At 70.8% G+C, this 25,074-nt stretch carries 23 protein-coding genes, 1 tRNA gene and 3 pseudogenes; 17 read left to right on the top strand and 10 right to left on the bottom strand.

Features of this window, described 5'->3' with window-relative positions:
* Nucleotides 1-84: 84 nt before the first annotated feature.
* On the bottom strand, nucleotides 85-1,104 hold the full coding sequence (locus AQJ66_RS27530; RefSeq protein ID WP_061927438.1) for an MraY family glycosyltransferase: 1,020 nt from the start codon (nucleotides 1,102-1,104) through the stop codon (nucleotides 85-87).
* A gap of 230 nt (nucleotides 1,105-1,334) precedes the next feature.
* Between AQJ66_RS27530 and AQJ66_RS27525 the strand changes: the two genes are divergently transcribed.
* From AQJ66_RS27525 to AQJ66_RS27515, 4 genes are all read left to right on the top strand, one after another.
* A complete protein-coding gene (locus tag AQJ66_RS27525) occupies nucleotides 1,335-3,617 on the top strand; it encodes a (Fe-S)-binding protein (protein ID WP_061927436.1) in 2,283 nt (760 codons plus the stop codon).
* Nucleotides 3,618-3,815: 198 nt separating this feature from the next.
* A complete protein-coding gene (locus AQJ66_RS27520) occupies nucleotides 3,816-4,730 on the top strand; it encodes an NADP-dependent oxidoreductase (RefSeq protein ID WP_061927434.1) in 915 nt (304 codons plus the stop codon).
* A 355-nt stretch (nucleotides 4,731-5,085) separates the two neighbouring features.
* A complete protein-coding gene (locus AQJ66_RS39065; protein ID WP_159052655.1) occupies nucleotides 5,086-5,238 on the top strand; it encodes a hypothetical protein in 153 nt (50 codons plus the stop codon).
* Between the two features lie 78 nt (nucleotides 5,239-5,316).
* Nucleotides 5,317-5,796 (top strand): MarR family winged helix-turn-helix transcriptional regulator, encoded by a 480-nt coding sequence (locus tag AQJ66_RS27515; protein WP_061927432.1) that lies wholly within the window; start codon nucleotides 5,317-5,319, stop codon nucleotides 5,794-5,796.
* Between the two features lie 31 nt (nucleotides 5,797-5,827).
* Here the strand turns inward: AQJ66_RS27515 and AQJ66_RS27510 are convergent, their stop codons facing one another.
* Nucleotides 5,828-6,160: an antibiotic biosynthesis monooxygenase family protein gene (locus tag AQJ66_RS27510; protein ID WP_244162958.1), complete on the bottom strand. Its 333-nt coding sequence runs from the start codon at nucleotides 6,158-6,160 to the stop codon at nucleotides 5,828-5,830.
* A 60-nt stretch (nucleotides 6,161-6,220) separates the two neighbouring features.
* Here AQJ66_RS27510 and AQJ66_RS27505 point away from each other — a divergent pair, with 60 nt between their 5' ends.
* From AQJ66_RS27505 to AQJ66_RS27495, 4 genes and pseudogenes are all read left to right on the top strand, one after another.
* Nucleotides 6,221-7,951 carry a recombinase family protein gene (locus AQJ66_RS27505; protein ID WP_061927428.1) on the top strand — a complete coding sequence of 577 codons (1,731 nt, stop codon included), beginning with the start codon at nucleotides 6,221-6,223 and terminating at the stop codon, nucleotides 7,949-7,951.
* A gap of 364 nt (nucleotides 7,952-8,315) precedes the next feature.
* A complete protein-coding gene (locus tag AQJ66_RS27500) occupies nucleotides 8,316-9,797 on the top strand; it encodes an FG-GAP and VCBS repeat-containing protein (protein WP_061927426.1) in 1,482 nt (493 codons plus the stop codon).
* A gap of 72 nt (nucleotides 9,798-9,869) precedes the next feature.
* Nucleotides 9,870-10,079 (top strand): annotated as a pseudogene (locus AQJ66_RS41065) (hypothetical protein); the annotation flags it as partial.
* The gene (locus AQJ66_RS27495; protein WP_107119063.1) at nucleotides 10,000-11,022 is read left to right on the top strand and encodes a Yip1 family protein; all 1,023 of its coding nucleotides are present in this window, start codon (nucleotides 10,000-10,002) and stop codon (nucleotides 11,020-11,022) included. The pseudogene AQJ66_RS41065 and the gene AQJ66_RS27495, both read left to right, overlap by 80 nt.
* A gap of 81 nt (nucleotides 11,023-11,103) precedes the next feature.
* Here the strand turns inward: AQJ66_RS27495 and AQJ66_RS27490 are convergent, their stop codons facing one another.
* Both AQJ66_RS27490 and dcd read right to left on the bottom strand, forming a co-directional pair.
* Nucleotides 11,104-11,607, bottom strand: a complete 504-nt coding sequence (locus tag AQJ66_RS27490; protein ID WP_061927422.1) for a phosphoribosyltransferase — start codon at nucleotides 11,605-11,607, stop codon at nucleotides 11,104-11,106.
* A 13-nt stretch (nucleotides 11,608-11,620) separates the two neighbouring features.
* Complete coding sequence (dcd, locus tag AQJ66_RS27485) at nucleotides 11,621-12,196, bottom strand: dCTP deaminase (protein WP_061927420.1); 576 nt, start codon at nucleotides 12,194-12,196, stop codon at nucleotides 11,621-11,623.
* 522 nt (nucleotides 12,197-12,718) lie between these two features.
* On the opposite strand from dcd, the gene AQJ66_RS27480 reads away from it, so the two are divergent.
* A tRNA-Gly gene (locus AQJ66_RS27480) sits at nucleotides 12,719-12,792 on the top strand.
* 74 nt (nucleotides 12,793-12,866) lie between these two features.
* Here AQJ66_RS27480 and AQJ66_RS40360 read toward each other — a convergent pair.
* The 3 genes and pseudogenes from AQJ66_RS40360 to AQJ66_RS27465 all read right to left on the bottom strand — a co-directional run.
* Nucleotides 12,867-13,046: pseudogene (locus AQJ66_RS40360) on the bottom strand (tyrosine-type recombinase/integrase); the annotation flags it as partial.
* Nucleotides 13,047-13,111: 65 nt separating this feature from the next.
* Entirely contained in the window at nucleotides 13,112-13,630 is a 519-nt protein-coding gene (locus AQJ66_RS27470) for an SRPBCC family protein (RefSeq protein ID WP_061927418.1), read from the bottom strand.
* Between the two features lie 63 nt (nucleotides 13,631-13,693).
* Complete coding sequence (locus tag AQJ66_RS27465; RefSeq protein ID WP_061927416.1) at nucleotides 13,694-14,035, bottom strand: YidH family protein; 342 nt, start codon at nucleotides 14,033-14,035, stop codon at nucleotides 13,694-13,696.
* Between the two features lie 200 nt (nucleotides 14,036-14,235).
* Between AQJ66_RS27465 and AQJ66_RS27460 the strand changes: the two genes are divergently transcribed.
* Nucleotides 14,236-16,593, top strand: coding sequence for an arylsulfatase (locus AQJ66_RS27460; RefSeq protein WP_061927414.1), 2,358 nt, complete (start codon nucleotides 14,236-14,238; stop codon nucleotides 16,591-16,593).
* 17 nt (nucleotides 16,594-16,610) lie between these two features.
* Here AQJ66_RS27460 and AQJ66_RS27455 read toward each other — a convergent pair whose 3' ends face one another.
* On the bottom strand, nucleotides 16,611-16,931 hold the full coding sequence (locus tag AQJ66_RS27455; protein WP_061927412.1) for a hypothetical protein: 321 nt from the start codon (nucleotides 16,929-16,931) through the stop codon (nucleotides 16,611-16,613).
* Nucleotides 16,932-17,468: 537 nt separating this feature from the next.
* Here AQJ66_RS27455 and AQJ66_RS27450 point away from each other — a divergent pair.
* The 4 genes from AQJ66_RS27450 (at nucleotide 17,469) to AQJ66_RS27435 (ending at nucleotide 21,639) form a co-directional block, all read left to right on the top strand.
* Entirely contained in the window at nucleotides 17,469-17,969 is a 501-nt protein-coding gene (locus AQJ66_RS27450; protein WP_061927411.1) for a DUF5994 family protein, read from the top strand.
* Nucleotides 17,970-18,145: 176 nt separating this feature from the next.
* Nucleotides 18,146-19,915, top strand: a complete 1,770-nt coding sequence (locus AQJ66_RS27445; protein WP_167359189.1) for a SpoIIE family protein phosphatase — start codon at nucleotides 18,146-18,148, stop codon at nucleotides 19,913-19,915.
* A gap of 177 nt (nucleotides 19,916-20,092) precedes the next feature.
* Nucleotides 20,093-20,587 (top strand): DUF5994 family protein, encoded by a 495-nt coding sequence (locus AQJ66_RS27440; protein WP_244162957.1) that lies wholly within the window; start codon nucleotides 20,093-20,095, stop codon nucleotides 20,585-20,587.
* Nucleotides 20,588-21,069: 482 nt separating this feature from the next.
* Nucleotides 21,070-21,639, top strand: a complete 570-nt coding sequence (locus AQJ66_RS27435) for a DinB family protein (protein WP_079060466.1) — start codon at nucleotides 21,070-21,072, stop codon at nucleotides 21,637-21,639.
* Between the two features lie 41 nt (nucleotides 21,640-21,680).
* Here AQJ66_RS27435 and AQJ66_RS27430 read toward each other — a convergent pair whose 3' ends face one another.
* Both AQJ66_RS27430 and AQJ66_RS27425 read right to left on the bottom strand, forming a co-directional pair.
* The gene (locus AQJ66_RS27430; RefSeq protein WP_061927407.1) at nucleotides 21,681-22,052 is read right to left on the bottom strand and encodes an STAS domain-containing protein; all 372 of its coding nucleotides are present in this window, start codon (nucleotides 22,050-22,052) and stop codon (nucleotides 21,681-21,683) included.
* 161 nt (nucleotides 22,053-22,213) lie between these two features.
* Nucleotides 22,214-22,693, bottom strand: coding sequence for an ATP-binding protein (locus AQJ66_RS27425; RefSeq protein ID WP_061927405.1), 480 nt, complete (start codon nucleotides 22,691-22,693; stop codon nucleotides 22,214-22,216).
* A 159-nt stretch (nucleotides 22,694-22,852) separates the two neighbouring features.
* Here AQJ66_RS27425 and AQJ66_RS27420 point away from each other — a divergent pair, with 159 nt between their 5' ends.
* From AQJ66_RS27420 to AQJ66_RS27410, 3 genes and pseudogenes are all read left to right on the top strand, one after another.
* On the top strand, nucleotides 22,853-23,230 hold the full coding sequence (locus AQJ66_RS27420; protein WP_079060465.1) for an STAS domain-containing protein: 378 nt from the start codon (nucleotides 22,853-22,855) through the stop codon (nucleotides 23,228-23,230).
* A gap of 211 nt (nucleotides 23,231-23,441) precedes the next feature.
* On the top strand, nucleotides 23,442-23,837 hold the full coding sequence (locus AQJ66_RS27415) for a gas vesicle structural protein GvpA (protein WP_061927403.1): 396 nt from the start codon (nucleotides 23,442-23,444) through the stop codon (nucleotides 23,835-23,837).
* A gap of 3 nt (nucleotides 23,838-23,840) precedes the next feature.
* Nucleotides 23,841-24,633 (top strand): annotated as a pseudogene (locus tag AQJ66_RS27410) (GvpL/GvpF family gas vesicle protein).
* Nucleotides 24,634-25,074: the final 441 nt, after the last annotated feature.

Raw genomic sequence — 25,074 nt, 5'->3', positions numbered from 1 at the left:
TCCAGCTGACTTGAGTGGAACAGACTCAAGTGTGCACGAGGAGACGGCGTGGGTCAACAGACCTGAGCCGGGCAGACTCAAGTCTCATCCGTTCCTTACACGCAACGATCCGCTGACCTGCGTGGATACCGTCCGTTTGGGTGGTTGGACAGGGATGCGAAGGAGTACGAGAACGGTGAACACGACCACTCCGACCACCCACAGCACGGCCCCGTCGCCGGTCCACCCGGTGTGCACGAGCGCCCCCACGAGCACCGCGGAGAAGGAGGCGGCACCCAGCAGCACCACGGAGCCCGGCGGGGTGAGCCCGAGCCGCCGCAGCCGGTGCGCGAGGTGGTCGGGACCGCGCCGCAGCAGGGGCCGGCGGGACAGGGTCCGGGTGAGGAGCACGAGCAGGAAGTCGGCGGCGGCCACCGCGCCGAGGCAGAACCACACGCCCGCGCTCTGCCCGAGGCCGTACCCCGCGCGCGTGAAGACCGCGGCCGAGGACAGCAGGAACCCGGTGAACAGCGCCCCCGAGGCCCCGAGGCCCACGCGCGCGGGATGCCAGTTGTGCATCAGGAAGCCCGTGAGGGCGGCGGCGAACACGCTGAGCAGCACGGCGAGCCCGTCCATCACCTCGGCGGCGGCACAGGCACCCGCCCCGAAGGCGGTGACCACGCCCACCGTCCCGGCCAGCCCGTCGGTGTGGTCGAGCCCCTTGAAGGCGAGCGACGAGAAGACGATCCACCCCACGGCCAGCAACCCGCCCCCCACACCCGTCTCGTCGTAGGGCACCACACAGGCCGCCGCCACCGCCGTACCCGCGACGAGCACCCGCGCCCGCAGCCGCCAGACGTCGGCGACGAGTCCCAGCACGGCGACCCCGGCGGCGGCGACGAGCAGCCCGCCGACCCCCTCGCCGAGCGGCGCCACGTTCGTCCACTGCCCCACCCAGGCCACCAGGCAGGTGACGGCGACGACGGCAGGCCCGCCCAGCACCGGGAGCGGCCGCTGCCAGCGCCGGTCCGTGATCCCCGCGCGCAGCGCGGGCACCCGGAGCAGCGCCGCGAGCACGGCGGCGAGCATGAGGGCGGCGGACGCCGCGGCGATCCCGTAGAGCACGGGTCCAAGGTAGGCGCGAATGCAGCAATTCGGGACGAATAACACGATCCGATTGTTCTGTCACATGATCTGATCGCCTTGTGCACCGTCCACCGAGGGCCCCTCAGCGACCCAGATCACCCCGCACCGAGCTGCATCCCGACGGAAGATGGGGGTAGTCTCAGACGAACTGCATAAGTTACCGCTTAGTAATGTCGCTCGTAATCTCGAGGCCAGCCTCAGGAGCCCCCATGCAACTCGCCGCGATCATCGTGTCGCTGGTCCTGACCGTGGTCGGCGTTGCGCTGCTCGCCCGTGCCATCGGCCAGTTCGTCCGGTACTTCGGACTGGGCCAGCCCGTGCCCGCCGGTGTCCGGACCGACAACCCGTACCAGCGCAGCGTGACCCTGGTCCGGGAGTTCCTCGGCCACACGCGCATGAACCGCTGGGGGATCGTCGGCGTCGCCCACTGGTTCGTCGCCGTCGGCTTCCTGACGCTGCCGCCGACCCTCGCGCAGGCGTTCGGCCAGCTCTTCAAGGCGGACTGGACGCTGCCGGTCATCGGCGACTTCCTGCCGTTCGAGCTGTACATCGAGTTCATCGGCGTCATGACGACCCTGGGCATCCTCGCCCTCATCACGATCCGCCTGCTCAGCCTGCCGTCCCGCCCGGGCCGCAAGTCCCGCTTCGCGGGCTCCAAGGCCGGCCAGGCGTACTTCGTCGAGTACGTCATCCTCACCATCGGCCTCGCCATCTACACGCTGCGCGGCCTGGAGGGCGCCCTGCACCACGTGGACGGCTACGAGGCGTCGTACTTCGCCTCCTACCCGCTGGTCCTGGCCTTCAAGGGCCTCGGCGTCACCACGCTGCAGAACCTGGTCTACCTCGTCGCGATGATCAAGATCGGGACGTCGTTCGTCTGGATGATCGTCGTCTCGCTCAACACCAACATGGGTGTGGCCTGGCACCGCTTCCTGGCGTTCCCGAACATCTGGTTCAAGCGCAACGCGGACGGTTCCACCGCCCTCGGCGCCCTGCAGCCCATGACCTCCGGCGGCAAGCCGATCGACTTCGAGGACCCGGGCGACGACGACGTCTTCGGCGTCTCCCAGGTGGAGCAGTTCTCCTGGAAGGGCCTGCTGGACTTCTCCACCTGCACCGAGTGCGGCCGCTGCCAGTCGCAGTGCCCCGCCTGGAACACCGGCAAGCCCCTCTCCCCCAAGCTGCTGATCATGTCCCTGCGGGACCACGCGCACGCCAAGGCGCCGTACCTGCTGGCCGGCGGCGGCAAGACGATGGAGGGCGAGGAGAAGGCCTCCGAGGAGCAGCTCGCCCAGGTGCCCGCGGCGGCGCTGGCCGAGGCCGAGCGCCCGCTGATCGGCACCGCCGAGGAGAACGGCGTCATCGACCCGGACGTGCTGTGGTCCTGCACCACCTGCGGCGCCTGCGTCGAGCAGTGCCCGGTGGACATCGAGCACGTCGACCACATCGTCGACATGCGCCGCTACCAGGTCATGATCGAGAGCGCCTTCCCCTCCGAGGCGGGCACGATGCTCAAGAACCTGGAGAAGAAGGGCAACCCCTGGGGCCTGGCCAAGAAGCAGCGCCTGGAGTGGACCAAGGAGGTCGACTTCGAGATCCCGGTCGTCGGCCGCGACATCGAGGACCTCTCCGAGGTCGAGTACCTGTACTGGGTCGGCTGCGCCGGCGCCCTCGAGGACCGCGCCAAGAAGACCACGAAGGCGTTCGCCGAACTCCTCCACATCGCGGGCGTGAAGTTCGCGATCATGGGCGGCGACGAGAAGTGCACCGGTGACTCCGCCCGCCGCCTGGGCAACGAGCCCCTGTTCCAGGAGCTCGGCATGGAGAACGTGATGGCCCTGAACACGGCGTTCGGCGAGGAGCTGGACGACGACGGCAAGGTCACCGAGGAGTCCCGCAAGCCGAAGTCGGCCAAGAAGATCGTCGCCACCTGCCCGCACTGCCTCAACACGCTCGGCAACGAGTACCCGCAGCTCGGCGGCGACTACGAGGTCATCCACCACACCCAGCTGCTCCAGCACCTGGTGGACGAGGGCAAGCTGATCCCGGTCACCCCGGTCGAGGGCATCATCACCTACCACGACCCGTGCTACCTGGGCCGCCACAACAAGATCTACACGCCCCCGCGCGAGATCATCGGCAAGGTCCCGGGCCTGCGCAACGAGGAGATGCACCGCCACAAGGAGCGCGGCTTCTGCTGCGGCGCCGGCGGCGCCCGGATGTGGATGGAGGAGCGGATCGGCAAGCGCATCAACAACGAGCGCGTCGACGAGGCCCTCTCCCTCAACCCGGACATCGTCTCCACCGCCTGCCCGTTCTGCCTGGTCATGCTGACGGACTCGGTCAACGGCAAGAAGAACGAAGGCAAGGCCAAGGAGTCCGTCCAGGTCGTGGACGTCGCCCAGCTGCTGCTGGACTCCGTCAAGACGCCGGCCGACCCGGCGGGCGAGCCGGCGACCGAGAGCGAGCCGGAGCCGGAGCCGGTGAAGTAACCGGCCCACGCGGCACCGCCGACGCCCCCCTGCCCGACCCCGGGCAGGGGGGCGTCGGCGTTCCGTCGCCCCTTCGCACCGCCTCATCACACTGCCTCACCCTCAATACTTGGCTAGCCACATAATCGGTGCTACTTTTTATGTGGCTGGCCACGTAATCCGGGTCGCCAGCTCGGCTCACCCAAGGAGACAGCAGTCATGAAGGCCATCGTTTTCGACACGTTCGGCGGCACCGAGGTCCTGCACGAGGCGGAGACCGAGGTCCCCGAGCCCGGCCCCGGCCAGGTCCGCGTCCGCGTCCGGGCCGTCGGCGTCAACCCGGTCGACGGCAAGATCCGCTCCGGGATCATGGAGGCCATCTTCCCCACCACGCTCCCCGCCGTCCCCGGCGGTGAGATCGCCGGGGTCGTCGACGCCCTCGGCGAAGGCGTCGACGGGCTGAAGGTGGGCGACGAGGTGCTGGGCTGGTCCGACACCGGCGCCTACGCCCAGTACGCGCTGGCCTCGGCGGCCGTCCTCGCCCCCAAGCCGGCCGGCCTGGACTGGACGCACGCCGCCGCGCTGCCCGTGGCGAGCGACGGCGCCGACCGGGTCCTGGACCTGCTGGACGTCAAGGCCGGCGAGACCCTGCTGATCCACGGCGCGTCCGGCGCGCTCGGCACCATCGCCGTCCAGCTCGCCGTCGCCCGCGGCGCCCGCGTCATCGGCACCGCCAGCCCGGCCAACCAGGAGTACGTCACCTCGCTCGGCGCCACCGCCCTGGTCTACGGAGACGGCCTGGTCGAGCGGGTCCGCGCGATCGCCCCGGAGGGCGTGGACGCCGTGTTCGACGCCGCGGGCAAGGGCGCGCTGGAGGACTCCATCACCCTGCGCGGCGGCACCGACCGGATCGTCACCACCGCCGACTTCCGCGCCGCCGAACTCGGCATCGTCTTCGCCGAGGGTCCGCAGCGGCGCTCGGCCGCCCGACTGGCGGAACTCGCCCAGCAGGCCGCCTCCGGCGCGCTGGTGACCACCGTCGGCGCGACCTACCCGCTCGCCGAAGCGGCCAAGGCGCAGCAGGTCAGCGACGACGGCCACGGCCGCGGAAAGCTCGTCCTCACCGTCGACTGAGCCCTGCGGCGGCCGGCCCGGGGCCGGCGGACGCTGTGGCCGGGCGCGCCGATGCGGTCCCTGCGGGCACTGTGGCCGGGCGCGCCGATGCCGAACCCCGTCAGCGCCGGCTTCCCGCCCGCACCCAGGACATCACCGACGGCCGGACCGCGACGTCGTCGCCGAAAGCTGAGCCCTGCGGCCACCGGCCCGGGACCCGGGACCCGGAACCCGCCGGCACTGTGGCCGAGCGCACCGGTGCCGAACCACGCCGGCGCCGGCCTCCCCGCCCGCACCCAGGACGCCGCCGACGGCCGGCCGACGTCGTCACCGACAGATGAGCCCTGCGGCCCCCGGCCCGGGACCCGCCGGCACTGTGGCCGGGCGCACTGGTGCCGAACCACGCGAGCACCGGCCTCCCGCCCGCACCCACGACCTCGCCGACGGCCGGGCCGATGTCGTCACCGTCGGCGCACCGGCCCCGGCCCACCCCGACCTGACGACCGGATACGCTCCGGAGCGCCGCTGAGCACCCCGGACCCGGCCACCGTCCACGGCGGCGGCCGGGTACACCGACCACCCCGCATCCGCCGCCCGAGGAGCAGCGATGACCGAACCCGCAGCCGGGCCCCCGAGCACGGCGCGCGACGGGCGCCTGAGCTACGCCATCTTCCAGCTCGCCCGCACCCACCGCGGACACGCCGCCGCCATGCTCCGCGCCATGAACCTGCACCCGGGGCAGGAACTGCTGCTGATGCAGCTCTTCGACCGCGACGGCCAGACCCAGTCCGAACTGCAGGAGGGCGTCGGCCTCGACCACTCGACCGTCTCCAAGTCGCTGCGCCGCATGCAGGACACCGGGCTTCTCACCCGGGAGCCGGCCGCGCACGACCGGCGCGTCATGGTCGTCCGCCTCACCGACGCGGGCCGCGCCCTGCGCGAGCCCATCGCCGACATGTGGCGCACGCTGGAGGAGATCTCCGTACGCGATCTGACGGCGGAGCAGATCGAGACGTTCACCGCGTCCGCGTACACGATCGAGCGGTCGATCAAGGACCACGGCCGCCGGATCCCGGCGGCCGAGTAAGCCTCTTCGTCGCCTTCCCGCCCCTGCGTCCCTACGCGTCCTTGGGCTTCGCCTGCTGGACGACCTCGAACGACCACAGGGTCGAACCCGAGGCGGCGGGCTTCGGCTTCTCGCCGCTCTCCTCGCCGGCTCCCTGGTGCGCGGCCTTCATCGGCCCCTCCATCCACGCCTGGAAGGACTCCTCGTCCCGCCAGCGCGTGTAGACGAGGTACTGGTCGGTGCCCTCGACCGGACGCAGCAGCTCGAACCACTCGAACCCGTCGGAGCCCTCCACGGCGTGCGCCCGGTGGGCGAACCGCTTCTCCAGAGTCTCCCGCTGCTCGGCCGGAACGGTCAGCACATTGATCTTCACGACACTGGGCACATGACACCTCTCACCAAACGGGGCTCCGGCTGAGCCCCTGACCTGGACCATGTGCGCGCAGTGTCCTACATCCGGCAGTCAAAGAAGCGTGAGGACGACTCCGCGTCGTCCCCCGAAGCACAGCGGACCAAGTGCGAGGCGCTGATCACGGCCAAAGGCTGGAACAACGCGGGCCACTTCGCCGACGTCGGCAAATCCGGCTGGGACCCCAAGGTCGTCCGGCCGGAGTTCGAGGAGATGATGTCCGCCGTTCGCGCCGGGCACGTAGACGCAGTGGTCGTGTTCTCGCTGTCCCGCCTCACTCGACAGGGTGCCCTCGAGGCCATGCTGATCAATGAGGAGCTGGCCAAACACGGCGTGCTGCTCGTCAGTGTGGAAGAGCCCTACCTGGACACGTCCACCCCCATGGGCGTCGCGATCTTCGGCCTTATCGCTGCGCTGGCTCAGCAAGAGTCCGACATGAAGTCGGCGTACATCACGGCGACGAAAGAGACGCTGAGGGCAGCAGGTAGCCACGTGTCCGGCATGGCCCCGTACGGCTTCCAGTCGACGCGTGAGCCGCGCGGGGAACTGGTGGTGGTCAAGCTGGTCCCTGATCCCGCTGAGGCCCCGTACGTGCGCGACATGGTGTCCTGGGCACTGGGCGGCATGACCGCGTCGGCCATGGCTCGCAAGCTGAACGCTGAGGGCGTACCGACCAAAGCAGCGGACATGTCAGCGCGTGTGACCGCCCGCCGGGCCCGAGGCGTAAGCCAGCCGCTGGAGCGTACGACGTGGGTGCCGTCCACTGTGCTCCGCATCCTCCGTGACCCGCGCCTTGCCGGCTACGCCGCCGAACGCCAGGGGACCAAGCGCGTCATCCTGCGAGACGACTCAGGGGCACCGCTGGCCGCGCATGAGCCGATCATTCCGCCGGATGACTGGTGGCGCCTTCAAGACGTACTCGACGGCCGTGCGCCCCAGGTGGTCCGTCAGGGTGGGCGCTCCGTGCCGTCGCTGTTGGGTGGCGCCGGGATGCTCTTCTGTGGCGTCTGCGGGTCGTCTATGGTGACCGACCGGAGGGAGGGTAAGCAGCTCTATCGGTGCAACCGGGCCCAGTCCGGCGCAGTACCGGGACACGGTGGGCTGGCCATCAACATGGACGCCGCTGACGACGTGGTGGCCCGTACCGTGTGGTCCCGCTTGACAACGCTGGACCCCGAAGATCCCGAAGAACTCGAATGGCTCGCCGAGGCCGCACGCCGGTTTGCAGCGCAAGCGGACACGGGCGAGCGACAGGCCGAACTGGTCGCCGCCCGAGCCGAGTTGGAGCACGTACGGGAAGCGCTCCGCACGCTATATGTCGACCGACGGGCAGGCTTGTACGCGGGTGCCGTGGGTGACCAGATGTTCGTTGAGTCCGTGGAGCGGTTGACGGCACACGAGGCGCGAACGGCCGGACGCGTGGAAGAACTGGAGACCGCCGAGGCTGGCACGGTCGCGATCCCCTCGGAGTGGACGGACCCGGAGGGAGACCCGCTGGGGCCGGAGTCGACGTGGGGCAGTTGGAGCCTGGAGGATCGGCGTAGCTTCTTGGCGTTCTTCGTCGACCGCATCACCATTGCCAAGTCCATCGGCCGTGGCCGGAACGCGAACACGGAGGATCGGGTGACTGTGCACTGGGCAGAGGCTCCAAGCAGCCAGGTGCCTGAGCGCCGTTCACAGCCCGTTGCTGGAATCCTCCGGTGGCGGGCCGTGGGCGTTCCTCCGGGCATTGCGGCCCTGTGGATGGTGCCGGCCGGTGACGAATGAAGATGGTGACACCGTTCCCGGTTTGCCCTACAGCGGTAGAGGTTTATATGGGCCTCTCCTTTCACCTATTCCGCTCTTGACCTGGAGTTTTGTGGGTCTAGGGAGTCACCTAGCGGTTGACCTTTGGTCCACCTCCGGTCACCTGTGGGTCCACCGCCGCTTCGCGATCTTGGGGACAGCGGGAATGCAACTCACGTACAACCCTTGAGCCCCCGCGCCGGTCTCCTGAACGCCGACCGCTTCGTGAACCCCGGGCCGACCCCGCGTGAACACCGCGGGGCAGGCCGGAGTGGACACGGACGGTTCGCAGCCCACCGACTGCGGATGCCGGCCAGGCATCCCCGCATGCCGCAGGAGAACCCGCATGCACATGCACCGCCGACTCGCCCTCGCGACGGCCACCGCGGCCGCGCTGACGGGCGGTCTGCTCACGTTCGCCGCCTCGCCCGCCACGGCCGCCGACTCCACCCACGTCGCGAAGGCCGACTTCAACGGCGACGGCATCGGCGACGTCGCCACCGAGGCGGCCACCGCCTACGTCAACGGCCAGAAGGGCGCCGGCCAGGTCGTCGTGCTGTACGGCACGGCCACCGGCGTCACCTCGGCCCAGCGCAGCGTCATCAGCCAGAACACCTCCGGCGTCCCCGGCACCTCCGAGGCGGGCGACAACTTCGGCGCCGAGCTCGCCTACGCCGACTTCAACTCCGACGGGTACGACGACCTCGCCGTCGGCGCTCCCGGCGAGAAGGTCGGCACCGACACCGACGGCGGCACCGTCGCCATCCTCTGGGGCTCCCCGACCGGTCTCACCGGCAAGGGCGTCACGGTGGCCGACCCGGCCGCGAGCTCCCACGACTACTGGGGCAAGGACCTGGCCGCCGGCGACTTCGACGGCGACGGCAAGGCCGACCTGGTCGTCGGCAGCTCCAAGAGCACCCTCTACCTCTACAGGGGCGGCTTCACGACCTCCGGCGGCCACGGCAGCCTCACCACCGTGACGCCCCCCATCCAGTCCGGCACCAACGACAACCCGTACGGCCCGATGAGCCTGACCGCCGGTGACGTCAACGGCGACGGCCGCACCGACCTGGTGGTCGACGGCTTCGAGACGCAGACGCGGTACGGCTGGAACACCAACTACTGGCTGCCCGGCACCGCCGGCGGCCTCAGCGGCTCGACCGCCAAGGCCCTCAAGCCCGGCATCATCACCGCGATCGGCGACATCAACGGCGACGGCTACGGCGACATCGTCAGCGGCGCCGGCTGGGACTCCAAGCTCGACGACGGCACCCCCGTGCCGGACTCCTCCGACGGCGGCCGGGTGAACGTCACCTACGGCTCCGTCGACGGCCCGGCGGGCACCACCGGCATCAGCCAGAACACCGGCAGCGTCCCCGGCACCTCCGAGAAGGGCGACGGCTTCGGCTGGGACCTCGACCTCGGCGACATCAACGGCGACGGCTTCCAGGACCTGGTCGTCAGCACCCCGGACGAGGACATCAACGGGGTCACCGACACGGGCATGGTCACGGTGCTGTACGGCTCCAAGGACGGCGTGAACACCGCCTCCGGCGCCCAGTCCTTCGCCCAGAGCACGGCCGGCGTGCCCGGCAGCGACGAGAAGAGCGACCTGTTCGGCGCCGACGTCAAGCTCGACGACGTCACCGGCGACGGCAAGGCCGACCTGGTCGTCGGCTCGTACGAGAACGGCGGCGACGGCTCGGTGACCTACCTGCCCTCCAACGGCACGAAGATCACCACGTCCGGCGCCCGCAGCCTCTCCGCCGGCTCCGTGGGCGTCTCCACCACGGGCTCGCCCCAGTTCGGCGCCGTCTTCGCGGACTGAGCCGGCGTACGCACACCCGGCCGGGCCCCCACCGCGGCGGGCCCGGCCGATGCGTACACCGAGTTCGGCGGCTCCGTCCGGCTGTGCGACCTCACCGGGGACGGCAGGGCCGACCTGGCCGTCGGCACCAACGGCAGGGGGCGGCTTCCTGGACCGACACTCCGGGAACACCCGGAAGCAGCCCCTGACGGTCCCTTAGGGGATGTCACAGGTCGGCCGCAAAGCCGGGCCCGGACGCCCGGGCCCGGCACGTCACCCTCCGGGACCAGGTACGTTCGATGACGTGGCTGGATTCAGGAACGGACGCGGGGGCCGTGACAACCGCACCCCGCAGGGACAGCAGGCGCCGCAGGGACCGTCGTACGGCCGGCCGGGACCGCCGCCGCCCTACGGCCAGGGACAGCAGGGGCCGTCGTACGGCCGGCCCGCGGGCCCGTCGTACGGCTCCCCGCAGGCGCCGCAGCGGCCGTACCCGCAGCAGGGGCCGGCGTACGGCTACCCCGGGCCGGGCGACGACGGGCCGGAGTACTTCGGCGACGGCGGCCACCCGGGACAGGGCGGCCACGACCCGTACGCGGCCAACAACCCGGGCCACACCCAGGCCTTCTCCGTCGACGAGGCCTCCGGCTACACCCAGGGCGCGACCTACCACGCCGGTTCGGCGGCCCCGCCCGGGCCGATCGGCCCGCCGCTGCACTGGAAGGAACTCCTCAAGGGGATCGTCCTCTCCCCGAACCAGACCTTCCTGCGCATGCGGGACTACACGATGTGGGTCCCGGCCCTCGTCGTCACCTTCCTCTACGGCCTGCTCGCCGTCTTCGGCTTCGACACCGCCCGCGCGGACGCGATCAACGCGACGCTCTCCAACGCCGTGCCGATCGTCCTGATCACCGCCGTCGTGATGGTGCTCGGCCTCTTCGTCCTGGGCGTGGTCACCCACACTCTGGCCCGCCAGCTCGGCGGCGACGGCGCCTGGCAGCCCACGGTCGGCCTGTCCATGCTGATCGCGGCCCTCTCGGACGCCCCCCGCCTGGTGTTCGCCATGTTCTTCGGCGGCGACGCCGGCTTCGTCCAGCTCCTCGGCTGGGCCACCTGGATCGGCGCGGGCGCCCTGCTGACCCTCATGGTCTCCCGCTCCCACGACCTGCCCTGGCCGAAGGCCCTGGGCGCGTCGGCGATCCAGCTGATCGCCCTGCTGTCGATCGTGAAGCTGGGCACGTTCTGACGCGGCCGCGCGCCACGCAGGCACAGCGAGAAGGGGCCCCGGCACGCCGGGGCCCCTTCTCGTTCGTCCGTCACGCGTCCGTCAGGCGTCGAGGACCTGCCCCGCCCGCTGCACCACGGGCGGCAGGACGCTCCACGGGAAGTTGATCCAGTCGTCGGTGCGCTTCCAGACGTACTCGCACTTCACGAGGGACTGGGACTTCTCGTAGATCACGGCGGAGCGGACCTCGGCGACGGTGTCGAGGCAGAAGTCGCGCACCAGCTTGAGGGTCTTGCCGGTGTCGGCGACGTCGTCGGTGATCAGCACCTTCTTGTCGGAGAAGTCGATCACGTTGGGCACCGGGGCGAGCATGACGGGCATCTCTAGGGTGGTGCCGACGCCGGTGTAGAACTCGACGTTGACCAGGTGGATGTTCTTGCAGTCGAGTGCGTAGGCGAGCCCGCCGGCGACGAAGACGCCCCCGCGGGCGATGCTGAGCACTATGTCGGGCTCGTACCCGTCGTCGGCGATGGTCTGCGCCAGCTCGCGCACGGCGGTCCCGAACCGCTCGTAGGTCAGGTTCTCCCGCACGGCCGCGTCCGTCATGTCGTCGTCGCCCTCACACCTGGGTCCGATGGAAGTTCAGGTAGGACCGCGAGGCGGTCGGCCCGCGCTGGCCCTGGTACCGGGAACCGTAGCGCTCGCTGCCGTAGGGGAACTCGGCGGGCGAGGTCAGCCGGAACATGCACAGCTGGCCGATCTTCATGCCGGGCCACAGCTTGATGGGCAGGGTGGCCAGGTTGGACAGCTCGAGCGTGACGTGGCCGCTGAACCCGGGGTCGATGAACCCGGCGGTGGAGTGCGTGACCAGCCCGAGCCGCCCGAGCGAGCTCTTGCCCTCGAGCCGGGAGGCGAGGTCGTCGGGAAGCGTGATCACCTCGTACGTCGAGGCGAGCACGAACTCCCCGGGGTGCAGGATGAACGGCTCGTCCCCCTCGGGCTCGACCAGCCGCGTGAGGTCGGCCTGCTCGACGGAGGGGTCGATGTGCGGGTACCGGTGATTCTCGAACACCCGGAAGAAGCGGTCCAGCCGCACGTCGATGCTCGACGGCTGCACCATGGATTCGTCGTAGGGATCGATCCGCACCCGCCCGGCGTCGATCTCGGCCCGGATGTCCTTGTCTGAGAGAAGCACGTCCCGAGGATACGCAAGGCGCACGGAGCCGTGACAATCGTGACGGCCCCGCGCGCCTGATGATCTCCCTGCTCGGCCGCCTACTGCTTCTGCAGCGCCACCGGCACCACACTGCGCAGCCTGGCACACCGAGGACACCTCACGAGCCGGCCGGGGCCGAGCCGCTCGGCCTGCTGCATCGGGAACGAAGCGGCGCTGAAGACGTGCCCGTCCGCACAGCGAACGACGGTGCGTTCCATCAAATCCCTCAAGTCCCTTCCCCAAGAGCCGCGTCGGGCTCACCGGCCTGACGACGAAAGCCACATTACGGGATCAAAGAGACGACTCTCCAGGCGGCACTCCGGCCCCACCCGGCCCCTCTCCCACTCCTCCACCGTAGCCCTCAACTCGGTTCCCCCGCAGCCGGATCCCATGCCCAAAAACGCACACGGACCCGACGGTCCGAGCACCGGGGGTCCGCGATGAGGTACAGTGAGCGAGCGTTCGGACATCGACTCCGCACGGGTCGACCGTCCGTCTTACGCGGGTGTAGTTTAATGGTAGAACATCAGCTTCCCAAGCTGAGAGCGCGAGTTCGATTCTCGTCACCCGCTCCATGCGAAACCCCCAGGTCAGAGGCCCGGGGGTTCTTTGTTGTCCAGACCGGGTGCAGCACACGCCGGTCGGTGTGGCGCTTCGCACGCTCGGCGCGTACGAGGTCGTCGAGTCCGGCGGCGACCTCCCGCTGCCGCTCCTCGCCGGAGTGCTGATAGATCGGCGCTGCCTTCTCCGAGGACCGGCCGGCGCGCACCATCGTGTCGCGGAGGGTGGCACCCGAGCGGGTCGACAGGGTGTGTCCGGTGTGACGAAGGCCGGGTTCGTCCTCGCGCACGAGGCGAAGGTTCGGCTCATTGAGCTCGCCGGGCCCGTGCTCGGTCATGCCGGCCGCCTCCCTCGGCCACCGGCACCGGCGAGGCACAGGGTTTCGAGGCGGTGCGCCGAGTCATGGAACAGCTTGTCGATGTGGCGCCGTCCCGCCCGGAGAAGCAGGCGGACGAACGGTCCGCAGTCGACGGCGAGTGTCCAGCCGACCCCGGTTCTGGTGTCGGTGAGCGGCGTCAGCGTCCACTGTTCCATCAGTGCGGATACCCCTGGCACGTTGGCTTCGTGGACCTGGTAGGCGAAGCGCTCGTCCGGGGCCCAGGCGATGATCTGCTCGCGTGCTCGGACGAGGCGGTACAGGCGGAAGGAGCGCATGCTGCCGACGCCGTGGGGCGGCGGTCCCTCGTAGTGGACGTCGTCGGCAGGTGCGAACCAGCGGGGCCAGTTTTCGGGACGGGCGGCGATCTGGTCGAAGACGGCAGCGGCCGGTGCTTGCAGTTCGCCGGTGCAGGTCTGCCGGAACGGGGCGCTTCCCAGGAAATCGAGGTCCTCGGGTCGTAGTCGGTATTTCATGGTCCGCGAAGTCCCCTTGTGATCGGGCAGGTTGGAACTTCCATTCCCCGGCAGGCCTGGTGGTCAGACCAGGACGAGGAGAGCGATCAGAGCGAGGAAGGTGACGGCGCCGGCAGTGACGATGGCCGTGAAGCCGGCAGGGGCGAAGAGTCCGGCATCGAGTTGTCGGGCGACATCCCGATAGCGCCAGGTGCCGTAGGCGGCCACCAGGAGACCGGCGAAGAGAAGGATCACTCCCGCGGCGACGGCCCGCTCGCCGCGGGCAGGGGCGAATTTGGCGATCGCTATGCCGAGTGACGAGACGCTGATACCGGTGCGCAGCCAGGCCAGGTACGTACGTTCGTTTGCCAGGTGGTCGCGGGCGGTGCTGCCGGTGTTGGGTCGCGGTGTGCCGGTGCCCTTCATGCCTCCTCCGCAGTGGCAGCGGTGGCCTTGTGTTCTTAGTGTGGGTGGTGTGCCGCCGTACCGCAGCCGGACGTGGGGGCCGCCGAGGCCGGTCCGGCCGACTGCCGTGTTGGGCGGCGCGTTTCATCCATGCCTCGAAGAACCCGAAGAAGAGTGCCGACCCATGACGCTGGGCGCAGGCCGACGGGACGGAGGGCCTCATGTCGCAGCCGTCGTGGAGGGAGTACCGGCCGGGGGCGGCGTTTCCGGGGGTGATCGGACGGACCGCGGAGGAGTCGCGGCCTGCGTGGCCGCAGCCGCTGCGGGCGACGCCGGGCGCACCGAACGTGATGTTCATCGTGCTGGACGACACCGGGTACGGACAGCTGGGGTGCTACGGCGGTCCGATCGCCACCCCCAACCTGGACTCCCTGGCCCAAGGCGGCCTGCTGTACAACAACATGCACACAACGGCCCTGTGCTCACCATCGCGCTCCTGCATCATCACCGGCCGGAATCACCATGCGAACGGGATGGCCGGTGTGACCGAGATGTCCACGGGTTTCCCGGGCTACAACGGGCAGATACCGTTCGAAAACGGCTTCGTCTCCGAAATGCTGCTCCAGCACGGCTACAACACCTACATGGTCGGCAAGTGGCATCTGATGCCCTCCGAGCAGGAATCGGCGGCCGGCCCGTACGACCGCTGGCCGCTGGGGCGCGGCTTCGAGCGGTTCTACGGCTTCCTGGGCGGCGACACCAGCCAGTGGTATCCGGAACTGGTCTACGACAACCACCAGATCGAGCCGCCGGCCACCGCGGAACAGGGCTACCACCTGACCCCCGACCTGGTGGACAAGGCGATGGCGTTCGTTGCCGACGCCAAGCAGGTCGCCCCGGACAAGCCGTTCTTCCTGAACTTGAGCACCGGCGCGACCCACGCCCCGCACCACGTGCCCAAGGAGTGGGCGGACCGCTACCGGGGCCGGTTCGACGAGGGCTGGGACGCCTACCGAGAGGCCGCCTTCGCCCGGCAGAAGGAACTCGGCGTCGCCCCCGCGGACGCCCGGCTCTCCCGCCACGACCCGGACGTGCCCGAGTGGGACTCGTTGAGCCCCGAGGCGCGGCGCCTGGCGGCACGGATGATGGAGGTCTACGCGGGATTCCTCAGCCACACCGACCACCACATCGGGCGGCTGCTCGCTTTCCTGAAGGAGATCGGCGAGTTCGACAACACCCTGATCATGGTGGTGTCCGACAACGGCGCCAGCCCGGAGGGCGGCGTCACCGGCACCGCCAACGAAGCCCAGTTCTTCAACAACGCCCCCGAGCCGCTGGAGGACAGCCTGCGCTCCATCGACGAACTCGGCGGCCCCACCACCTTCAACCACTACCCGTGGGGCTGGACCTGGGCCGGCAACACCCCCTTCAGGAGGTGGAAGCGGGAGACCTACCGCGGCGGCGCCAGCGACCCGTTCCTGGTCCACTGGCCCAGCGGGATCAGAGCACGCGGGGAGATCCGCACCCAGTACGCGCACCTCGTCGACATGGTCCCCACGGTGCTCGAAGCCCTGGGCATCGAGCCACCGTCCACCATCCGGGGGGTGACGCAGGCGCCGCTGCACGGCGTGAGCTTCGCCCACACCTTCGACGACGCCGACGCACCGAGCAACCACCACACGCAGTACTTCGAGATGATCGGGCACCGTGCCATCGACCACGACGGCTGGCGAGCGGTGTGCCCGTGGCCCGGTCCCTCGTTCGCCGAGGCCGGCCGCCCCTTCGGCACCCCGATCACCGTGCAGGACCTCACCGACCTGGACGCCCATCACTGGGAGCTGTACCACGTGGACGAGGACTTCGCCGAGACCCGCGACCTGGCCGCCGGGCAGCGCGACAAGCTGGTGGAGATGGTCGCCCTGTGGTACGTCGAGGCCGGCAAGTACGACGTGCTGCCCATCGACGGCAGCGCCGTGCAGCGGATGATGACACAGCGCCCGCAGATCACCGAGGCCCGTACCAGCTACACCTTCCGCCCCGGTACCCAGAGCCTGCCGTCCGCGGTCACCCCGCGCGTGCTCAACCGCCCGCACAGTGTCACCGTGGACGTCGACCTCGCGGCAGGTGCCGAGGGCGTACTGGTCTGCCAGGGCACCGACGCCGGCGGCTGGACGCTGTTCGTCAAGGACGGCCGACTGCACTACACCCACAACTACGTCCGCCGCGCCCTGTACCGTCTGACCGGCGCGGACCCCGTCCCCGAGGGCCGCCACGAGCTGCGGTTCGAGTTCGAGCCCACCGGCCAGCCCGACATCCAGCACGGCAAGGGCACCCCGGGCAAGGCCCAGCTCTACATCGACCGGCAACTCGCGGCCGAGACGGATCTCCCCGTCACCACCCCGGTCATGTTCAACCCCGGCGGCCTGACGTGCGGCCGCAACCCGGGCTCCGCCGTGGACCCGGACTACACCTCACCGTTCCCGTTCACCGGCACCCTGCACAGCGTGACGGTCGACCTGTCCGGAGAGCTGATCACCGATATGAACAGCGAGATGCGCATGCACATGGCCCGGCAGTAGGGCCGAGCGGCGACCGCTCAGCCGGCGTCGTCCAGGAGCAGGCCCAGCTGAATGTCGAGCCAGGCCTGCTCCTGCCGCCATCTCTCAGCGGCACTGACCAGCTGCCGGCTCAGAGCCTGGACCGTGAGTGACCGCCACGGGCGGCCGTCCAGGAAAGCCGACAGCGCGGCCAGACGCTCGGCCGCGCCAGGAAGGGGCCGATGAACGTCCACGCGGTCCATGGCCGCCAGCGCGCGCCGGCACAGCGCCTCGGGGCGGAGAGACTGCCACGCGTATGGCGCCAGCGCCTCACGCACCGAGGTCACGCGGACGTCGTCCGGGGCAACCAGCCACACCATTCCGCCCGTCCCTTCCGCCGGACAAACCGGGCAAAGCGCTCGGCAGTGGCGCCCATGGTAAGCAGCCGGCGCGCCGAATCCACCGGGCGGTGACCCACCTCACGAAGAGCGCCGGTCGTGTCTCAGGCGAGCGAGCGCGGTTGGCAGTACGCCACTTTGTTGATCAACCCCCTGGGGAACTGCACCACCGAGCAAAGGACCTCGCGCACGCCACCGCACGCCCCGTCTCCTCCTGCACCATCTGCGTCGACGCGCCGAGGACCCTGCCACCGCGCCTCCGCCAGCCCCCGAACCGGCCGCACATGACCGTAGCTTCCCCAGCTGAGAGCGCGAGTTCGATTCTCGTCACCCGCTCCATGACGAAGGTCCAGGCCGACCGCCTGGGCCTTGTTTCTCGTCCTCCCCCTGGATATGTGACGGTGCGGGAGTAGCGTGGGAGCGCGGGCCGCGAGGAGGGCGTGACCCCTGTGCGGCAGCTGCTCCGTCACCGCCTTCCGCGGTCGGCGGCCTGCCGGAACCGACAGGCAGGTGATGTCCATGGCCGTCTCCGACCCCCCTCCCCCGGCAGGACTGCTGGCGGACGGCGTGTACGAGTCCCTGCGCCCGGGAACGGCGCTCCTGCGGCTCGCGACCACCCATGACCGCGAGGGCATCCTCGACGGTGCGTGGTGGCCCCGTTCCAGGGATCCCGCCACCGAGCTGCCCAGCCTGATCGCCGCGCTGTCCGAGCGGCTCGGGCCCGTCACCCGCGTCGGCCTGGACGGCGACGCCTGGGACGATCTGCCGACCCGGATCACCGTCGACGGTCGCCTCGTGCACATCGACTCCTCCGTCGTGGGGGACGACACCGCCCTCGTGACCCGTGGCGACCGCGACCACTTCTCGCTGCTCGTGATCCCCCCGGACACACCCCCGCCCGCGGCGAGGGCCGCGATGGCCGATGCGGTCCGAGCCGGCAACCCTCGGCAGGCCCGCCAGATCCTGGTCGACACCGCCCGCGATCGGACGCGTCCCACCGGCCCCGGCGGGCAGCGGTAGACGCCGCTCGCCCCGGGGCGGTCGTGGCAACCGGGCAGCCGGGCTCCCGCGCGGGATCATCGGGGCGCCGGAGTTCCAGTGACCCCGGGGGGACCAGGTCCCGGCGGCGGAGTGTCCGTGAGGCGGTGGGCGGTGTGGTGGAAGGTGCGGGGCGTGACGGAGAGGAGGAACGTCGGGTGTCGGCGGCGGACCCGGGCCTGTGGCAGCGGGTGGTGGAGCAGCTGGGTACGGCCGTGACCGTGGTGGACCCGGCAGGGCGCATCGTCGTCGTCAACCCCGCCGCCGAACGGCTGCTGGGACGCCCGGCGGCGGCGATGCACGGCCAGGACCTGCACGACCTGTGCCACCGGGACCCGGGAGGCGACCTGATCCCGCGCGAGCGCTGCCCGCTGCTGCGGGCACTGGCCGAACGACGTGCGGCGTACGGGGACGACGACAGGTGCCTGCGGGGTGACGGCCGGCTGGTCCCGGTCTCCTGGTCGGCCACGCCTCTGACGGAGGACGGCCTCCCCTCGGGCATGGTCGTACTGGTCGCCGCAGCCGCGACGGAGCGCCGAGGCGGTCGGGAACGCGGGGAACGCGCGGAGCAGGCGGACCGGAGCGACCAGGCGGAGCGGGTCGCCCGTGCGAGTGCCCTGGAGGACCTCACCGAGCGGCTGACGCTCGTCGCGGAGATCACCGACGTGCTCGGGCAGACGCTGGAGGTGGACGAGGCCCTCGCCCGGTTGAGCCGGCTCCTGGTTCCCCGTCTCGCCGACTGGGCGGCGGTGGACCTGCGGGTCGGCTCCCGCCAGGTGTACCGGGTGGCGGTGACCGGCCCCGAGGGCCGTGACTCCGGGCAGGAGGACTGGCGCGGTCACCTTCCACCGGCCGGGGAAGGGGCTCGCTCGCCCCTGGTTCAGGTGCTGAGCGGGGGCGACCCCGTCCTGCAGGACCGGGCGTGCGTGGACGTACCGCCGGACTCCCCCCTGGCCGCCGTCCACAGTGCCTTTCTCCGGGCGACCGGCGCGGAGTCCGTCGTCACCGTGCCCCTGGGCACCCGGGGGCATGTCACCGGCGCCCTCACCCTGGTGCGCACCGACCCGGCGCGCCCCTTCGACGGCGGCGACGTGGACGTGGTGAGCGACATCGGCCGCCGGGTCGGCCCGGTCATCGACAACGCCCGCCGGTTCGGCCGCCAGCGCGCCGTCGCCGAGGCCATGCAGCGCAACCTCCTTCCCCCGCTGCCCCGGCACGGGCCGGTGCAGCTGGCCGCTCGGTACCAGCCCGCGCCGGCCGGCTCGCAGGTCGGCGGTGACTGGTACGACGCGTTCACCCTGAGGGACGGCACGCTCGCCCTGGTCATCGGGGACGTCCTGGGCCACGATCTGACCGCGGCCGCCGGCATGGCGCAGTTGCAGGGCATCCTTCGTGCCCTCGCCTGGGACCGCACCGGCCCGACGGGTGCCGTCGTGGACCGGCTCGACGACGCCATGCAGGCCATCACCGAGGTGCCGATGGCCACCCTCGTCCTCGCCCGGCTGGAGGGCCCCGCCGCCCCGGGCACCGGCCCGTGGACGCTTCACTGGACCAGTGCCGGGCACCCGCCGCCCCTGCTGCTGACCCCCGACGGGAACGCGCAGTACCTCGAAGCCGGGCAGGGACTGCTCCTCGGGACACACCTGCGTGTCGCCGGTCATCGGCCGAGCGCCGCCCGCGCCCTGCCGCCGGGATCCACGCTCCTCCTCTACACCGACGGGTTGGTCGAGGTACCCGGGAGCGACCTGGGCACCGAACTCGCCCGACTGCGGAACCACGCCCTCGCCCTCGCCCACGAGCCGCTGGACACCCTGTGCGACCGGCTGTCCGCCCGGATGCCCCCGGGCAGCACCGACGACATCGCCCTCCTCGCCGTGCGCCTGCCCGCTCCCCGGACCGAAGGCGAACCGCGACCGACGACGGGGTGATCGCCCGTGGGGTCGCCGGCGCGGAGGGCCCGGCCGGACGAGTGACCCGCCCACCTCTCCCGGCCAGGAGTAGCCTGATCGCACCGAGAGCTCTTCGCGCAGCGCGGTCGGCGGTGCCGTTCCCGGCGAGTGACGAAACGGGCGGTCGTCCGACGACTCCCGGAACGGGACCGCACGATGGAACCCAGCAACACACCCGCCGAAGACCCGACCTCGGCCTCCGCGCACTCGTACCGCATGCCCCCGCCCCGCCTGACCCTCACCACGGACGTCAGCCATGGCCCTCTGGACGGGGCCTGGTGGCCGCGCTGCGACGCGCTGGAACTCGAACTTCCCTGTCTCGTGGGCTCGTTGGAGCCGGACCCGGACACCACGGTACGGGTCACCGTGGAGCCCTCCGAATGGCCCGACGCCCCCCGCACGGTCATGGCGCCCGGCAGGGTGATCGCCGTGGAGCCGGCCGGCCCCGGGAGCGAGGCGCACGTCATCACCCTGGACTGCGGCAGCGTGGGGCGCTGGGTGCTCCTGATCGTGCCGCCCGAGGAGCCTGCCGGAACGGCCGCCCGGCTGCTCGCCGCCGCGGCCGACCCCGAGAACCCGCTGACCGCCACCCGGATGCTGGCGCTCGCCGAGACCGGACGGCTCGGGGGCACGGCGGGGCAGGCGGACTGAGGGACGCGCCCGGCCGCCGCCGGGGGCCGACACCGCCACCCGCTGTCCGCAGCGCGGACGCTCGCGCTCGCGGGATCGGCCTCGCCGGGTCGGCAGACCCCCACCACTCGTCACCCGGGAACGACGCACATGACGCACTCGCGGGGATGCGTGCAGCATCTCCGCGAGCGCGAGTCCGCCGAGCTGCGGTCCCAACCCGACGTTCCGCCCGCTGGGTACCCGGGCGGCGAGCAGGGAACCCACTCCGCGAGGACGAGGCCACCGATGCGGGGCCTCTTTCTCCCCGGCGGCCTGGCATCGAATTTCGCGACCCCCGTCGGAGCGGCAGATCGCCGGGCAGGACCCACGCGCCCGAGTTCACGGGTGGCGATCTCGGCCCACGTGGACCACGGTCCCTCCGGCCGTTTAGGTCAGGATCTGACCTCCATGGCCCCTAGCGTCTTCCTTGCCCGGCGGAACACGAACCACGGAAGGCAGCGACCATGAGCGAGAGCGTGACTGTCAACGAAGCGGCCACCCCCGAACCGGCCCATGAGCCGGCCGTCACCGGCGAGCGCGGCGACTTGCTGGAGGCACTGGCCAAGCAACGGCACTTCCTGCGCTTCACCACCCGCGACCTCACCGACGAGGAGGCGGGGCGCCGGACCACCGCCAGCCAGCTGTGTCTGGGCGGTCTGATCAAACACGTCACCGCGGTCGAGCGAAGCTGGGCGCGGTTCGTCCTGGACGGCCCGTCGGCGATGCCCGACTTCACCGCCATGACCGATGCCGACTGGGCCCGTCGGGCCGACCAGTTCCGGATGCTGCCCGGCGAGACGCTGACCGGCGTGCTCGCCGACTACGCCGAGGTAGCCCGCCGCACCGACGAGCTGGTCGTCACCCTGCCCGACCTGGACGCCGCACAGCCACTGCCGAAGGCCCCGTGGTCCGAGCCGGGCGCACGGTGGTCGGCCCGCCGGGTGCTGATGCACGTCATCGCCGAGACGGCCCAGCACGCCGGCCACGCCGACATCATCCGCGAGTCCCTGGACGGCGCCAAGAGCATGGGTTAGCCGGCGGCGCGGCAGGGTTCGGGACGGCGCCGCCCCGGACGTCAGGACGGGTCCGGCAGCGGTTCGCCTCCCAGGGCCGCCACGGCCTCCGCGACGGTGTCGTGGACGGTGAGCACCTGGTCCGCGCCGGTCAGCTCGAGGACCCGCCTCAGCTGTGGTGGCACGCAGGCCAGGACGAGGGACGCGCGGTTGCTCGTCGCGATCCGGTGGGCCGCCAGGAGAGCGTTCAGGCCGGCGGAGTCGCAGAACGTGACCCCCGAGAGGTCCAGGACGACACAGGGATGCCGCGTGGCGATGAGGTCACCGAAGAGCGTCAGACAGGCCGGTCTGGTCAGGTAGTCCATCTCGCCGATGACTCGGCCTACCAGGCAGCTGCCTGCGAGGGTCCTCACGATCGAGGGCACGTCGGACACGACGCTCCACCACTTCCACACCGGAACGGGGGCGCTGTGGGCCCAACGCCCGCACGTCGGCTTCCCTGGTTGAGCCCTGATAAGCGTCGGTGCGCGCGATGTGCGGGGGAAGGGAGAGCAAGTTTCGTCGGCGGCCCGGGGTTCGTTCGTACGCCTCGCCGCTACAGGGGGCGTCGTCCGGCGACCGCACCGCCCGGGTCGTCCAGCAGGGCGATGCGGGCGGTGATGCGTTTGCCGACCGGTTCCCGCTGCGCTTCGAAGCCCTGGGCGACGGCCATGACGATCTCCAGGCCGTGCTGGCCCACCCGGCCGGCATCCGCGGCCCGGGCGATGGGCAGCACCGGGTCGGAGTCCCACACCACGACCTCGACCGTGTCACCGGCGATCCGCAGGTCCAGCAGCACCGGTCCCGGAGCGTACTTACGGGCGTTGGTGACCAGCTCGCTCACCACCAGCCGGGTCAGGTCCATGGCGCGCTCGGAGACCGGCAGGCCGTGGTCGGCCTGGACACGGGTGAGGAAATCGGCGGCCATGTGACGGGCCTCGGCGATCACCGAGTCGGTCCCGTCCAGGGCCACCGTGGCCTGGACGGTCTGTTCGCTCGGCGTGGTGCCGTCCTCGCCCACAGGGACTGATTCCATCGCGGCCGCCCTCATTACCCCATTCACATCGCGCCGTATACCCGCTCCGGGGAAGGTGACGCTTCCCGCCCCCGTGTTGTCTTCGTCTCACCCACGCATCGCCCCGTGCGTCCAGGGCAGCGGTTCCCGCGAGGGAAGGGCTGTGCCAGGATCACCGGCATGGCTGAAGGCGAAGTGGCGGAAACCGAACAGGCGACACCGGCGGGCGAGCTGTCGGTCGTGGCGTCCGTCACCGACGGTGTTCACGTACTGACCGCCGCCGGGGAGATCGACCACCAGACCGGTGACACCCTCGCGCAGGCCCTCGACGTCTCCGGCGCGCCCCGGCCCCGGGTCGTGGTGGACCTGGGACAGGTGACGTTCATGGACTCCAGCGGCATCAACGTGCTCATCACCGCCCACCGCACCCTCACCGAGGCCGGCGGCTGGCTCCGCCTCGCCCGGCCCGGCCAATCCGTGCAACGGGTCCTGCGCCTCGTCGGCATCGACGCCGTCATCGACTGCCACGAGACACTCCACCAGGCACTCACCGACTGACCGGTCAGAGCCCCCGCCCCCTCGGTACTCCGGCGGATCGGCATCGTGAGGCCGGTCCACTTCCCCTCTCGCACCCCTGTTTGGTCATGGGTGTGGCGGCTACTCGCAGGCCGAAGCCTGCTCGCGGCGAGGACCGCGAGGTCGACGCGCTGCCGCTGGGCGGTCTCCGCCGACGGGACCCTGCGGAGCAGACGGCAAGGAGCTGGTCGGGATGACCATGGTGACACAGGGGGGTGGCGGAGGCGGCGGTTCCAGCGGCCTGTACGACGTGCTGGAACTCGTCCTGGACCGCGGGCTGGTGATCGACGCGTTCGTGCGCGTCTCCCTCGTCGGTATCGAGATACTCAAGATCGACGTACGGGTCGTGGTCGCGAGCGTCGACACCTACCTCCGCTTCGCCGAGGCGTGCAACCGCCTCGACCTCGAAGCGGGCCCCCGCAAGCCGGCCGGGCTCACGGAACTCACGGGAAAGATGACGGAGTCCGGCGCGCACGGCAAGACCAAGGGAGCCCTGTCCGGAGCCGCGGAGACCGTTTCCGAGGCCTTCAAGCAGGCACGCGACGAGGGGCAGGCGCGTCAGGGCGAGCGGGCCAGGAGAGGGGAATAGCAGATGGGCACCTACGTCTACGGGATCGTCCGCGCCTCCCGGTCTTCCCTCCCCCAGGACCTGGAAGGCGTCGGGGACCCCCCGCGGCCGGTGCGCGTACTGCGTCAGGGCGAGCTGGCCGCGATCGTCGGCGACGCCCCCCCCCCAGGAGCTGCGCCCCAAACGCCGTGACCTGCTGGCCCACCAGCGGGTACTGGACGAAGCCGGGGCGGCCGGCGTGGTCCTGCCCATGCGGTTCGGCAGCACCTCCCCGGACGACGGCACGGTGACCGCGGTGCTCGCCGAGCGCGCGGACCGATTCGCCGAGCGGCTGCACGCACTGGACGGCACGGCGGAGTACAACATCAAGGCCAACCACGACGAGGAGGCCGTGCTCCATCTCGTCATGGCGGCCCACGACGACATCCGGTCCCTGGCGCACGCGAACCGCGAGGCCGGCGGTGGCACCCAGGAGGAGAAGATCCGGCTCGGGGAGATGGTCGCCGCGGCCGTCCAGGAACGCGAGGCGACCGACGCGGAGCTGCTCCACCAGGCGCTCGCACCGATGGCCAAGGACGTCAGCGCCGGTCCGCCGAGCAGCGGCTGGCCGGCCAACCTCTCCTTCCTGGTGGACCGCCCTTCAGCAGAGCGGTTCCTGACCGCGGTCGAGGCGTTCCGCCAGGAGCACCCCCACCTCGAGCTGCGCGTCAGCGGCCCGCTGCCGCCCTACGGTTTCGCCGAGCCCCCCTCGTCCCGGCAGGCCGAAGGCGGCGACACGGAAGCGTTCGGGAACGCGGCCGCGCAGCCGCACGGGTGACAGGCGGCGCCCCCGTGCCTCCCCCGGAGGCCGGGCGCCATGACCCTCATGCCGGGCTCTTCATCCACGCGACGAGTCGCTCCCACCAGCCGGCGTTCGACCTGCCCCCTCGGCGCACGCGCTCACGCCCCGCCGTGTCACACAGGCACCGCTCGTGCCGTGGCACGCCGGCGAGTACCTGCTCCACGTGCATCCCGCAGCCCTCGTAGGTCGCCTTCCGGCATGACTGGCAAACAGCACGTCGGCACATAATTCCTCTTCATCGGCTGCGGCATTAACCACCAGTAATATCAACAGTTTCGTCACAGTCAAATTCACAACTCCACCACAATCCGGCCAGGACGTACACCGTCTCCATGAATAGCTGCCGATTCGGAAGCGGAACGCCCGGAGACGACGGCTTCATGCCCTAAGTTCCTCGTGGGATACGTCACTTGATGC

This window comes from Streptomyces bungoensis, from assembly GCF_001514215.1.
GTDB lineage: Bacteria > Actinomycetota > Actinomycetes > Streptomycetales > Streptomycetaceae > Streptomyces > Streptomyces bungoensis.
Note: the sequence above shows the minus strand (reverse complement) of the source record. Positions and strands in the feature narration are given on the sequence as shown.